8 protein-coding genes, 9 tRNA genes and 2 rRNA genes are annotated in these 13,069 nt (G+C 49.1%); 1 reads left to right on the top strand and 18 read right to left on the bottom strand.

The features are described from left to right. Nucleotides 1-267: 267 nt before the first annotated feature. From glmS to sigW, 6 genes are all read right to left on the bottom strand, one after another. Nucleotides 268-2,070, bottom strand: coding sequence for a glutamine--fructose-6-phosphate transaminase (isomerizing) (glmS, locus tag NSQ19_RS01035; protein ID WP_340702182.1), 1,803 nt, complete (start codon nt 2,068-2,070; stop codon nt 268-270). Nucleotides 2,071-2,499: 429 nt separating this feature from the next. Continuing rightward, nucleotides 2,500-3,852 carry a phosphoglucosamine mutase gene (gene glmM, locus NSQ19_RS01030; protein ID WP_013858135.1) on the bottom strand — a complete coding sequence of 451 codons (1,353 nt, stop codon included), beginning with the start codon at nt 3,850-3,852 and terminating at the stop codon, nt 2,500-2,502. A 36-nt stretch (nt 3,853-3,888) separates the two neighbouring features. Then, nucleotides 3,889-5,139 (bottom strand): CdaR family protein, encoded by a 1,251-nt coding sequence (locus tag NSQ19_RS01025; protein WP_340702181.1) that lies wholly within the window; start codon nt 5,137-5,139, stop codon nt 3,889-3,891. Then, complete coding sequence (gene cdaA / locus NSQ19_RS01020) at nt 5,132-5,959, bottom strand: diadenylate cyclase CdaA (RefSeq protein ID WP_017553452.1); 828 nt, start codon at nt 5,957-5,959, stop codon at nt 5,132-5,134. The genes NSQ19_RS01025 and cdaA overlap by 8 nt, the downstream gene beginning before the upstream one ends. A 146-nt stretch (nt 5,960-6,105) precedes the next feature. Continuing rightward, nucleotides 6,106-6,720 (bottom strand): zf-HC2 domain-containing protein, encoded by a 615-nt coding sequence (locus NSQ19_RS01015; RefSeq protein WP_017553451.1) that lies wholly within the window; start codon nt 6,718-6,720, stop codon nt 6,106-6,108. 12 nt (nt 6,721-6,732) lie between these two features. Then, nucleotides 6,733-7,296: an RNA polymerase sigma factor SigW gene (sigW, locus tag NSQ19_RS01010; protein ID WP_340702180.1), complete on the bottom strand. Its 564-nt coding sequence runs from the start codon at nt 7,294-7,296 to the stop codon at nt 6,733-6,735. Nucleotides 7,297-7,471: 175 nt separating this feature from the next. On the opposite strand from sigW, the gene NSQ19_RS01005 reads away from it, so the two are divergent. After that, nucleotides 7,472-7,645, top strand: coding sequence for an aspartyl-phosphate phosphatase Spo0E family protein (locus NSQ19_RS01005; protein WP_013858130.1), 174 nt, complete (start codon nt 7,472-7,474; stop codon nt 7,643-7,645). A 106-nt stretch (nt 7,646-7,751) separates the two neighbouring features. Here NSQ19_RS01005 and rocF read toward each other — a convergent pair whose 3' ends face one another. The 12 genes from rocF to NSQ19_RS00945 form a co-directional block, all read right to left on the bottom strand. Next, nucleotides 7,752-8,651, bottom strand: coding sequence for an arginase (gene rocF, locus NSQ19_RS01000; protein WP_013858129.1), 900 nt, complete (start codon nt 8,649-8,651; stop codon nt 7,752-7,754). Between the two features lie 262 nt (nt 8,652-8,913). Next, a tRNA-Gly gene (locus NSQ19_RS00995) sits at nt 8,914-8,985 on the bottom strand. 40 nt (nt 8,986-9,025) lie between these two features. Further along, nucleotides 9,026-9,098: transfer RNA gene (locus NSQ19_RS00990), tRNA-Lys, on the bottom strand. Between the two features lie 46 nt (nt 9,099-9,144). Further along, a tRNA-Gln gene (locus tag NSQ19_RS00985) sits at nt 9,145-9,216 on the bottom strand. Nucleotides 9,217-9,280: 64 nt separating this feature from the next. Further along, a tRNA-Tyr gene (locus tag NSQ19_RS00980) sits at nt 9,281-9,365 on the bottom strand. A 5-nt stretch (nt 9,366-9,370) separates the two neighbouring features. After that, a tRNA-Thr gene (locus NSQ19_RS00975) sits at nt 9,371-9,446 on the bottom strand. 7 nt (nt 9,447-9,453) lie between these two features. Next, nucleotides 9,454-9,526 (bottom strand) — tRNA-Val (locus NSQ19_RS00970). An 11-nt stretch (nt 9,527-9,537) separates the two neighbouring features. Further along, nucleotides 9,538-9,612: transfer RNA gene (locus NSQ19_RS00965), tRNA-Glu, on the bottom strand. A gap of 11 nt (nt 9,613-9,623) precedes the next feature. Beyond that, nucleotides 9,624-9,696: transfer RNA gene (locus tag NSQ19_RS00960), tRNA-Thr, on the bottom strand. 6 nt (nt 9,697-9,702) lie between these two features. Continuing rightward, nucleotides 9,703-9,774: transfer RNA gene (locus NSQ19_RS00955), tRNA-Asn, on the bottom strand. A 7-nt stretch (nt 9,775-9,781) separates the two neighbouring features. After that, nucleotides 9,782-9,897, bottom strand: a 5S ribosomal RNA gene (rrf, locus tag NSQ19_RS00950). A gap of 167 nt (nt 9,898-10,064) precedes the next feature. Continuing rightward, nucleotides 10,065-12,996 (bottom strand): 23S ribosomal RNA (locus NSQ19_RS00945). Nucleotides 12,997-13,069: the final 73 nt, after the last annotated feature.

The following is a 13,069-nucleotide window of genomic DNA, read 5'->3' as shown; positions in this document are numbered from 1 at the left end:
AGGGTTGAAAATGACCCGGAAAACAACCATATTTGCCTGCTGAATTGGCCTGGTCTCCTGCCGGTCAGGTACCAACGATTTAACAGCGGGTCCCAACTTTTTTGCAGGGGACGGACTTTTTAACAGGGAGATACAAGGCCTAATCCAAAGAAGCCGGGCCAATAAAATCGCCTTATTTTACCTTGTATCATCCCTTTAATCAATCATTTGATTAAACAAAAAGCCCAGGAAAACCAGTCATTCTGGCTTTCCCGGGCTTTTTGTGGTTTATTCGACTGTGACGGATTTGGCCAAATTTCTCGGCTTGTCGACGTCGCAGCCGCGATGCAGCGCTGCGTAATAAGCAAGCAACTGCAATGGTACAACAGAGATAAGAGGTGTCAGTAATTCGTGTACACGAGGAATGACGAAACGGTCGCCTTCCTCATTCAGGCCTTTCATCGAGATCACGCAAGGGTTGGCCCCGCGGGTGACAACTTCCTTGACATTGCCGCGGATGCTCCAGTTGACGTCTTTTTGCGTAGCAAGCGCGACAACCGGTGTGCCGTCCTCAATCAGGGCAATTGTGCCGTGTTTGAGTTCGCCCCCTGCAAAACCTTCCGCTTGGATATAAGAGATCTCCTTCAGCTTCAGTGCGCCTTCAAGGCAGACAAAGTAGTCCATCGAACGGCCGATGAAGAAGCAATTGCGGGTGACCGTCAAGTAGTCATATGCCATTTGTTCAATTTCTTCTTTTGAACCACACAGCACTTCCATCGCATTTGCCACAAGGCCGAGTTCATGCACCAGGTCAAAGTCTTCGCTGAAACCGCGCGATTTTGCCGCTACATCAGCAAGGATCGCAAGGACGGCAATTTGCGCCGTATATGCCTTTGTCGAAGCAACCGCAATTTCCGGTCCTGCATGAAGCAATAGGGTATAATCCGCTTCACGGGACAACGTCGAGCCCGGCACATTGGTCATCGTCAGCGTCTTGTAACCCAATTCTTTCACTTTTACAAGCACAGCACGGCTGTCGGCTGTCTCCCCACTTTGTGAAATAAAAAGGAACAACGGTTTTTCTGACAGAAGCGGCATATTGTAAACAAATTCACTTGATACATGGACCTCAACCGGAATTTTCGCCAGCTTTTCAATCAGCTGCTTGCCAACAAGGCCGGCATGGTAGCTCGTGCCGCATGCGATGATATAGAGCCGGTCAGCCCCGGTTACGGCATCGATAATCTGGCTGTCAACAGACAATTTGCCGCTGATGTCCTGGTAAGCCTGGATAATTTTCCGCATCACGAGTGGCTGCTCATCGATTTCTTTCAGCATATAATGCGGGTACGTACCCTTTTCTATGTCGCTTGCATCGATTTCCGCTTTATACGGTTGGCGGCTGATCGTTTCACCGGCAAGATTTTGGATTGTGACTTGCCCGCGGGTAAGAATGACCATTTCTCCATCTGCCAGTTCGATAAACTGGTCGGTCACTTGCAGCATCGCCATTGCATCGCTCGCCACCACATTAAAGCCGTTGCCGACGCCTACCAAAAGCGGGCTTTTATTTTTTGCCGCATAAATCGTATTGCCGTCTTTTTCATCCAAGAGGGCAAGGGCATAAGAACCCTTTAAAAGCGTCAGCGTTTTCCGGAACGCTTCCGCCGTTTCAAGGCCTTCTGAAGCAAATTTTTCTACCAGTTGCACGATAATTTCCGTATCTGTATCACTTTTTAAAGGAACATCCGTAAGATACTCTTTTTGCAAAAGCGTGTAGTTTTCGATCACGCCGTTATGCACAAGCGTAAAACGGCCGGATGCACTTTGGTGCGGGTGGGCATTTTCCCTGCTCGGTACCCCGTGGGTTGCCCAGCGTGTATGGCCGATGCCGGTCGTCGCCGCAATACGCATATCCACGATCCGGCGCAAATCTTCAATCCGTCCCTTTTCTTTAAACACATGCACGCCGGCTTCATTCCGGAGAGCGATCCCTGCAGAATCGTAGCCTCTATATTCCAGCTTCTCCAAGCCTTTTAACAAAATTTCCTTCGCATCTTCAGTACCGATATAACCTACAATACCACACATTTGTTCTTCCTCCCTGGATCACAAGGGGGCAAGAACCACCGGGAGCAGTCCTGCCCCCTTATCTCTTGAAATTTTTGTAAAACAGCTGATCCGTTTTCTCTTCCCACATGCTTTTCCCTTTGTCCAGCGGGTCACCCCGCCGATTTGTGGAAAAACATACGGCTGTGTGTGGCAGCCGGGAGGCATCCGCCGAAAGCTCGATACTCCTCCTCCTCGTCAACTGGGTCAATCCGTCCCGAACCCAGTTCTGGCGCTTTTAGAAAAAAGTCTTAAACGATCCTCCTTTTTTGTAAAGTGAAGAGAAAACAACATCATTATCATAGCGTATGCGTTATACTGCGTCAACATATTTTACCATTCTCAACATAAAATATGCATAAGAGGGTTGTTGCGTTCCCCCTTATGCACCGAAAAAATCAATCGTTGAAATTATTCTCTTAAACCCATTTCCGCTTCCACTGCCCCGGCAATCCGGGAAACAAACCGGCTGCAGTCTTCCGCCGTCTGTGCTTCCACCATGACACGCACAAGCGGCTCTGTTCCGGAAGGGCGGACAAGGACACGCCCGTTCCCGGCCATTTCTCTTTCTACCTCGTCAATCACCGATTTTATTTTTTCGTTTTCTAAAACATGGTATTTATCGGTTACCTTAACATTCACGAGTTTCTGCGGGTACTTTTTCATTTCCGCAGCCAGTTCGGAAAGCGGCTTGTTCGCGATCTTCATGATGTTGATCAGCTGCAGCCCGGTTAAAAGGCCGTCACCGGTCGTGTTATGGTCAAGGAAAATAATATGGCCCGACTGCTCGCCGCCCAAATTAAAGCCGTTTGCTTTCATTTCTTCGACAACGTACCGGTCGCCGACAGCCGTTTGAACACTATTGATGCCAAGCGCTTCAAGGCCCTTATGGAAGCCGAGATTGCTCATTACAGTAGAAACGACGGTATTTTTCTTTAAAAGCCCTTCTTGTTTTAAGTATTTGGCACAAATATACATAATCTGGTCCCCGTCTATGATCTGGCCTTTTTCATCAACAGCGATCAACCGGTCGCCGTCGCCGTCAAATGCAAGCCCGACATTCGCGCCTTTTTCCTGGACGAAAGCAGCAAGCGCTTCCGGATGCGTGGACCCGACCCCGTCATTGATATTCAGACCGTTCGGGGATGCCCCCATTGTCGAGACATCTGCATCAAGATCGGCAAAAAGATATGTCGCCAGCGAAGAAGTCGAACCGTTGGCACAGTCAAGCGCCACATGAATACCGGTAAATTCTTCATCCACTGTCTGTTTTAAGAACTGCAAGTATTTCTGGCTACCTTCAAAGTAGTCGCTGACAATGCCGAGATCTTTCCCGACCGGCCGCGGCAGGTCATCCGTGTCTTGATTGAGCAGTTCTTCGATTTCCGCTTCCTCGTCATCCGACAGTTTAAAACCGTCGGGGCCGAAAAACTTAATGCCGTTATCTTCCACCGGGTTATGCGAGGCCGAAATCATGACGCCGGCCTGCGCCCCCAATGCTTTTGTCAAATAAGCAACCCCCGGCGTGGTAATCACGCCAAGCCGCATTGCTTCTGCCCCGATGGACAGAAGCCCGGCAACAAGCGCCCCCTCAAGCATCTGCCCGGAAATGCGCGTATCGCGGCCAATCAGAACTTTCGGCCGCTCATTCGCATGCTTGGTCAAAACATATCCGCCGAAACGTCCCAGTTTAAAAGCAAGTTCAGGTGTGAGTTCAGAATTTGCTATGCCTCTTACTCCGTCTGTACCAAAAAATTTCGTCATCAGGTTTCGCTCCTTCTTTTCCGCATATCAGTTCTGTTATTCTGTCTTTTGTGCTTCGTCACTTATGCGTATTTTCGCCTTTTCACCGGAAAGCCTCCACGTTATATTTTTCGGACCCGATACAATATAGCTTACTTCGTGGTCTCCCTCCTTCAGGCCGGACAGATCGATCGAGACATTAAAGTCAGAGGCGGAAATCTTGTCCAAATCGCTCTTTTTCCCGTCTGCAATGATATCAATCGTTCCGTTCTTCGGAGAAAGGAAATCCATTTGATAGCCGGCAGCCAGCCCTTTTTCCTTAATCGGAATATTGCTCAGTGTTTTCTCATCTTCATCTTTTTTTTCTTCCACTTTAATGGTCGCTGTGACCATTTCCGGATCCACCTTATTGATGCCGTCCGGAAGGGAAATTGGAACATCAATGGTCGTATCTTTCGTAATTTTGCTGATGTCGATGTTAACCGGCAGCGCCTCAATCCCGGCAAGGCGGGCACTGGTGCCGTAGATGGTCACCTTTTTCGGATTTGTCGTGATGCTTTTTATCGTCAAATTGTCGCGGTTACTGCCAACCGGGTTAATGGAAATCGGGACGGTTTTGCTCGGATTAGTCACATTCACCGAGACATTCACTTTATCCGGGTTGACCGAGACATCCAGTTTATTTAAATTCCGGTCGAGGACATTCACTGTCGCGGCCCTCGTAAAACTTTCCGTAATCGGTTTGCTGATTTCCACTGTCGCTTTTACATAGCTGATCCTGTCAATGACGTTTTTCGCCCCGGTAATTTTCACTGTACTTGGCTCCACAGCAGGCACAGATGCTTCATACCCGGTTGCCAGCAAAGCTTTGTCGTATTCTGCCTCAACGTTGAAAATTTTGGATACTTTTTCTTGTACCGATACGGTAGCATACGTACGGCTGAGTTTGTATTTCAGTTTATCGGAAAGATCTTTTACTTTCAATTTGGCTTTTTGCCTGCCGATTTGTGCATTGCTTAAATCCATGTAAACGGTGAAATCCCTTGAGGCTTTCACCTGCTGAACGATGACTTTCGGGCCGGTTACAGTCACGTCCACCGTTTTCGGTGCGCCTGATACAACAAGGTTTTTGTTGTCATAAATCAGCTGGACCGGCATATTTTCAACCACGCCGCTGCTGTTTTTTGTGGCGGAACCGATAATTTTATTGCCTTCACCGTTTTCCACCGCAACTGAAATATAAAGCAGGATGGCTAAAACAAGCGCCAGCACCCTCATAAACCAACGATTGTCCATTAGTTTATCCATGTTTTCTCACCCTCCAGTTCCATTTCGACGAGGAAGGCTCCTTTGTTTTCTGGGTATAGTTCAGTTCGGCTTCCAGCATTTCCTGCAATTGCTCCAGGCTTAAATCCCTGTGAAGCTCGCCATTTTTCGTGACCGTGATCCCGCCCGTCTCTTCGGATACAACCACCGTCAAACAGTCTGTTACCTCACTGATCCCGACCGCGGCCCTGTGCCTTGTCCCCAGTTCCTTCGAAATAAACGGGCTCTCGGAAAGCGGCAAATAGCAAGCTGCGGCCGCCACTTTCCGCTTCTGGATTATGACGGCGCCGTCATGAAGCGGAGTGTTCGGAATAAAGATGTTAATCAAAAGTTCAGCCGATACAACAGAATCAAGCGGGATACCGGTTTCGATATAATCGCCTAATCCTGTTCCGCGCTCAATCGAGATCAGGGCGCCGATTCTGCGTTTCGCCATATAGCTGGTCGCCTTGACGATCGCTTCAACGAGGTGGGCCTGCTCATCTTCTTCCTGGCCGTTCGTTCTTGAAAAGAATTTTCCCCTGCCGAGTTGCTCAAGGGCCCGCCGCAACTCCGGCTGGAAGATAATAATCACGACCAGAAATCCGTATGTAAGTGCCTGGTCCATCATCCATGCCAGCGCCTGCAGCCCGAGCAAGCTGCTAAGGCTCCTGACGATGATGATCACAAAAATGCCTTTCAAAAGCTGGACCGCTTTTGTTCCGCGGATCACCATCAATAATTTATAGATGACAAACCAGACGACCAATATATCCACAATTTTGGAGAGATAGTTCCAGATGGGGAAATCAGCAATATGCATGACCCTGCCTCCATTAATTCATCAATCTTCATATCCTCTGTCTTCAACTGTTTTATTATATCATTTCCCGCGGCGAAATAGCAGCTTTTCTATACCTGGAAAAAGAAACGGGAACCGGATCCGGCCCCGCTCCAATATATTTATATTCATTTCAAATGCTTCCATGCATCCTGTCCTGCATCTTTTATTTTATACCAAATCCATTCAAAAACTTCATTAATTTCTTCTACATTTCCGGTAACGTCCCCCGCGGAGGCCATGTATTCATTTCCCCGGACCACCGTCACATTCCCTTCCACTTTCCCTTCAATCCGGAGATCGCCGTTTGTTACCGTAATGTCCTCTTTAATTACTTTTCCCTTCGGCACAATCGCGGTATGCCCCTGGACAATAATGTCTTTGTTTTTCGTTACGGAAAACTCGTCCGGGTTATGCCACTCGGAAAACATCGCGCCTGCCATTAAAATGAAGAACAAGCCGGCAGAGGCGAGAAACGGGTGCATTTTCAACCAGCGGCCCGCCCCGATCCGTTTTTTCTCCCTTGGAAGATTTTTCATGACGCGGCCTGTAAATCCGGGAGGCGCCTGGACATTCGGAAGGCTTTGCACGTAAAAGATGCTTTTTTGCAGCTCATAAAAATGCTGCCGGCACGCGCGGCATGTTTCCAAATGGTACTCGAGAATTTTTTTATGGTCTTCCGGAATGTCTTCATCTAAGTATTCATGCATATACAGTACAATTCTCTCAGAACATGCCTCCATATTTTTCCCTCCTCACAGCCTGCCTAATTGCTTTCGCAGCGCTTCACGCCCGCGGTGGATTCTTGTTTTTACCGTTCCCAGCGGAATGTCCAGCATTTCACTGATTTCATTTAAAGATAATTCTTCAATATACTTTAAAACGATAATAATCCGGTATTTTTCCGGCAATTTTAAAATTTCCCGCTGGATCATTTCCTGCATCTCAAGTGTCTCCACCTGCATATCCGGCAGCTTTTCCTCCGCCGGTACGATTGAGTAAAGGGTCAGCCCTTCCGTCCCGGAAATTTCCGCATCCAGATAAAAATCCGGCTTCTTCTTGCGGATCCGGTCAATACACAAATTAGTAGCAATCCGGTACAACCACGATGAAAATTTCCGTTCCTGCTTAAAACTTTTAATATGGATATAGGCGCGGATAAACGTTTCCTGCGCCAGATCCTCCGCTTCGGTGCGGCTCCCGATCATGCGGAAACAGATTTGGAATACTTTATCTTTATATAATTCAACGATATCATTAAAAGCATTTTGGTCACCCTTCATGACCTGCTTAATTTTTCGGTCTACAATTGCTTCCATTTTCCCCCTCCGCCCTGTGCGGTACGTTATTTTTACGATTTTCTCCTGAAAAGGTTTCAAAAAAAGTAATAAAATATTCAAGTCTATTGTAGCAAAGTTATGGAAAAAATGTTTAAATCTTTAGTAAAATGGATATAAAATTATTACAAATTTGAATACGAACGGGGAGTCAGGGATGAACCAGAAAAGCCAAGCCTTAATGTTGGAAATTGAGGAAAAAAGACGTGAAATGATTCAGCTCGCTTCGACCACTGCGTATTGGGACGACCAGGTCTTACAGGCAAGCAGGCATCTGGACCAGCTCATCAATCAATTTAACAAATTGAAAAGCAGTAAACTTCAGGGATAAGTGGACAGAACACCCATGGAATAGATTTAAATAAAAAAACGGCAAAGCGTCCATCATTTGCCGTTTTTTTATTTGCGTGCCGGGCACCAGCTAATAGGGGCTTTTTTTAAAGAAGTTTTTTCCCAAACAATGTTTCAATCAGGCGGACAGCTTTTTCTGCCGTTTGATTGCGGCTGTCAAGAATCGGGTTTACTTCAACAACATCAGCTGAAACAACGGCATTTGCATCGTGCAGTATCTCCATGGCGAGCCGGCTTTCGCGGAAATGAAGCCCGCCGTATACAGGCGTTCCCACACCCGGGGCTTCTTGCGGATCGAGCGCATCTAAATCGAGCGACAAATGAATGCCGTCCGTTCTTTCTTTTAAATAGTTAATGCTTGCTGCCATGACGCTCTCCATCCCAATCCGGTCGATTTCAGCCATCGTGTAAATTTTAATGCCCAGGTTGCGGATGAAATCCTTTTCCCCTTCGTCCAAATCCCGCTGCCCGATCAGGACAACATGCTCCGCTTTCAGTTTCGGAATATAGCCGTAAACGCCCGTTAAAGAAGCATGCCCGTACCCGAGGCTGGCGGCAAGCGGCATGCCGTGGACATTTCCGGAAGGGCTTGTCTCAGGAGTATTCATATCCGCATGCGCATCAAACCAAATGACGCCGAGATTTCTGTAATGTTTGCTGATGCCGGCAATTGTCCCAATGGCAATGCTGTGGTCGCCGCCAAAAATAAGCGGGAACCGGTTGCTTTTTACAATTTCATCTGTATGCTCTGCAATGAACTGGCTCGCTTTTGCAATCGTTTTTAAATTTCTTGCATTGACTTCGTCATCAGGGAGCTGCTCCGCCCTGCCAATTTCAATATTGCCCAAATCGGTAACCGCGCAGCCGAGTTTCTCGAGTCCTTCTTTCACACCTGCATACCGGATCGCCTGCGGGCCTAGATCTACCCCTTTATACCGCTGCCCAAGATCCATTGGAACCCCCATTATTGCAATATGTTTCTCCATCAGACTGTCCCCTTTCCTTCTCTCTATCTATCATTGTAAAATTGTTTTCCAATTGGCTCAACTGTACAAAATTCTGTATAATTATTCAAGAAAATGGAGGTGAGACTATTCATCTTAAAGGGGCCTTCCTTCACCAATCCAGAAAACCCATCAACCATCCGCCAACAACACTGGAGTTGTATTATAGAGTGAAAAATATTTACAGACAAATAAAAAACGCTCAAACCCTTTTATATCAAGAGGTTTGAGCGTTTAAACTTTAAGCGGAAGACGGGACTCGAACCCGCGACCCACACCTTGGGAAGGTGTTGTTCTACCACTAAACTACTTCCGCATATTTGTAGAATACCACATATTTTAAAAAAAGAAAAGAGTGAGCCATGCAGGATTCGAACCTGCGACCCTCTGATTAAAAGTCAGATGCTCTACCAACTGAGCTAATGGCTCGTAAAAATCTATATATCCATTGGCGTAACCAATTCAATAGAAAAGGCTGGGCCAGCTGGATTCGAACCAACGCATGACGGAGTCAAAGTCCGTTGCCTTACCGCTTGGCTATGGCCCAATTATCTATAGTATGAACCCTCTCACCAAAAAAATGCACCAAAGTGCATGCCCAAAAAATGAGATGGTGGAGGGGGACGGATTCGAACCGCCGAACCCTGAGGGAGCGGATTTACAGTCCGCCGCGTTTAGCCACTTCGCTACCCCTCCGTAAATGGTGCCGGCCAGAGGACTTGAACCCCCAACCTACTGATTACAAGTCAGTTGCTCTACCAATTGAGCTAGACCGGCATACAAATGGAGGATGACGGGCTCGAACCGCCGACCCTCTGCTTGTAAGGCAGACGCTCTCCCAGCTGAGCTAATCCTCCAAATATGTAAATGGTGACCCGTACGGGATTCGAACCCGTGTTACCGCCGTGAAAGGGCGGTGTCTTAACCGCTTGACCAACGGGCCAAAAAAATATAAGCTTCCAATCGGGCTCGAACCGATGACCTCTTCCTTACCATGGAAGTGCTCTACCTGCTGAGCTATGGAAGCATATGACTCCGCAGGTAGGATTCGAACCTACGACCGATCGGTTAACAGCCGATTGCTCTACCACTGAGCTACTGCGGAATATCGGGCCCGGCAGCGTCCTACTCTCGCAGGGGGAAACCCCCAACTACCATCGGCGCTGGAAAGCTTAACTTCCGTGTTCGGGATGGAAACGGGTGTGACCTTTCCGCCATCGTCACCGGACCTCAATGACAAAAATCATTATAACAAAGTTTCCATTGCTTATCAACAGGAATTATGTGATTCCCTGAAAACCGGATGGGAGAAAAAACTGTAAACGGAGAATGCGTTTCTAACTTTGAAAATGGTTCAGCGCCAGTGCCTTTGGTAAGGCACCTCCGCTTTTCTATTTGGTTAAGTCCTCGATCGATTAGTATCCGTCAGCTGCACGCGTCGCCGCGCTTCCACCCCGGACCTATCAACCTGATCATCTTTCAGGGATCTTACCAGTTAAACTGTGGGAAATCTCATCTTGAGGGGGGCTTCATGCTTAGATGCTTTCAGCACTTATCCCTTCCGCACATAGCTACCCAGCGATGCCTTTGGCAAGACAACTGGTACACCAGCGGTGCGTCCATCCCGGTCCTCTCGTACTAAGGACAGCTCCTCTCAAATTTCCTGCGCCCGCGACGGATAGGGACCGAACTGTCTCACGACGTTCTGAACCCAGCTCGCGTACCGCTTTAATGGGCGAACAGCCCAACCCTTGGGACCGACTACAGCCCCAGGATGCGATGAGCCGACATCGAGGTGCCAAACCTCCCCGTCGATGTGGACTCTTGGGGGAGATCAGCCTGTTATCCCCAGGGTAGCTTTTATCCGTTGAGCGATGGCCCTTCCATGCGGAACCACCGGATCACTAAGCCCGACTTTCGTCCCTGCCCGACTTGTAAGTCTCGCAGTCAAGCTCCCTTATGCCTTTACACTCTGCGAATGATTTCCAACCATTCTGAGGGAACCTTTGGGCGCCTCCGTTACCTTTTAGGAGGCGACCGCCCCAGTCAAACTGCCTGCCTGACACTGTCTCCCACCCCGGTAAGGGGTGCGGGTTAGAATTTCAATACAGCCAGGGTAGTATCCCACCGATGCCTCCGCCGAAGCTGGCGCTCCGGTTTCCAAGGCTCCTACCTATCCTGTACAAGCTGTACCAAAATTCAATATCAGGCTGCAGTAAAGCTCCATGGGGTCTTTCCGTCCTGTCGCGGGTAACCTGCATCTTCACAGGTACTATAATTTCACCGAGTCTCTCGTTGAGACAGTGCCCAGATCGTTACACCTTTCGTGCGGGTCAGAACTTACCTGACAAGGAATTTCGCTACCTTAGGACCGTTATAGTTACGGCCGCCGTTTACTGGGGCTTCAGTTCAGAGCTTCGCCTTGCGGCTAACCCCTCTCCTTAACCTTCCAGCACCGGGCAGGTGTCAGCCCCTATACTTCGCCTTGCGGCTTCGCAGAGACCTGTGTTTTTGCTAAACAGTCGCCTGGGCCTATTCACTGCGGCTTCCCGGGGCATACACCCCAAAAAGCACCCCTTCTCCCGAAGTTACGGGGTCATTTTGCCGAGTTCCTTAACGAGAGTTCTCTCGCTCACCTTAGGATTCTCTCCTCGCCTACCTGTGTCGGTTTGCGGTACGGGCGCCTTTCACCTCACTAGAGGCTTTTCTTGGCAGTGTGGAATCAGGAACTTCGGTACTTTAATTTCCCTCGCCATCACAGCTCCGCCTTGGCGCGAAGGATTTGCCTCCGCACCGGCCTAACTGCTTGGACGCGATCAACCAGTGTCGCGCTTGCCCTATCCTCCTGCGTCCCCCCATCGTTCAAACGGTGAAGAGGCGGTACAGGAATATCAACCTGTTGTCCATCGCCTACGCCTTTCGGCCTCGGCTTAGGCCCCGACTAACCCTGAGCGGACGAGCCTTCCTCAGGAAACCTTAGGCATTCGGTGGAAGGGATTCTCACCCTTCTTTCGCTACTCATACCGGCATTCTCACTTCTAAGCGCTCCACCGGTCCTTCCGGTCCGGCTTCAACGCCCTTAGAACGCTCTCCTACCACGGACACCAAACGGTGTCCATCCGCAGCTTCGGTGATACGTTTAGCCCCGGTACATTTTCGGCGCAGCGTCACTCGACCAGTGAGCTATTACGCACTCTTTGAATGATGGCTGCTTCTAAGCCAACATCCTGGTTGTCTAAGCAACGCCACATCCTTTTCCACTTAACGTATACTTTGGGACCTTAGCTGGCGGTCTGGGCTGTTTCCCTTTCGACCATGGATCTTATCACTCACAGTCTGACTCCCAAGCATAAGTTTTTGGCATTCGGAGTTTGTCTGAATTCGGTAACCCGATGAGGGCCCCTCGTCCAAACAGTGCTCTACCTCCAAAACTCTCCGCTTGAGGCTAGCCCTAAAGCTATTTCGGAGAGAACCAGCTATCTCCAAGTTCGATTGGAATTTCTCCGCTACCCACACCTCATCCCCGCACTTTTCAACGTGCGTGGGTTCGGGCCTCCAGCAAGTGTTACCTTGCCTTCACCCTGGACATGGGTAGATCACCTGGTTTCGGGTCTGCGGCCTCATACTCTTTCGCCCTGTTCAGACTCGCTTTCGCTGCGGCTCCGCTTCTTCAGCTTAACCTTGCATGAGACCGTAACTCGCCGGTTCATTCTACAAAAGGCACGCCATCACCCGTTAACGGGCTCTGACTACTTGTAGGCACACGGTTTCAGGATCTCTTTCACTCCCCTCCCGGGGTGCTTTTCACCTTTCCCTCACGGTACTGGTTCACTATCGGTCACTAGGGAGTATTTAGCCTTGGGAGATGGTCCTCCCGGATTCCGGCGGGATTCCTCGTGTCCCGCCGTACTCAGGATCCACTCGGGAGAGAACGAAGTTTCAGTTACAGGGCTTTTACCTTCTCCGGCAGGCCTTTCCAGGCCGCTTCACTTACCCCGTTCTTTTGTAACTCCCATATGAGTGTCCTACAACCCCGGAAGGCAAGCCTTCCGGTTTGGGCTGTTTCCTGTTCGCTCGCCGCTACTTGGGAAATCGCAATTGCTTTCTCTTCCTCCGGGTACTGAGATGTTTCAGTTCCCCGGGTGTGCCCTTCCTGCCCTATGGATTCAGGCAGGAATCCTGTCCGATTAAAGACAGGGGGTTTCCCCATTCGGAAATCTCCGGATCAAAGCTTACGTACAGCTCCCCGGAGCATATCGGTGTTTGTACCGTCCTTCATCGGCTCCTAGTGCCAAGGCATCCGCCGTGCGCCCTTTCTAACTTAACCATAAAAGGTTTAAATCCAAAAATAAGCGATTCTCGGTTTACTTGGTTTATTTCTCCTATCCGGTTTTCAAAGA

The sequence above is a fragment of the Weizmannia sp. FSL W8-1119 genome, from assembly GCF_038008605.1.
GTDB classification, from domain to species: domain Bacteria; phylum Bacillota; class Bacilli; order Bacillales; family Bacillaceae_C; genus Weizmannia; species Weizmannia coagulans.
Note: the sequence above shows the minus strand (reverse complement) of the source record. Positions and strands in the feature narration are given on the sequence as shown.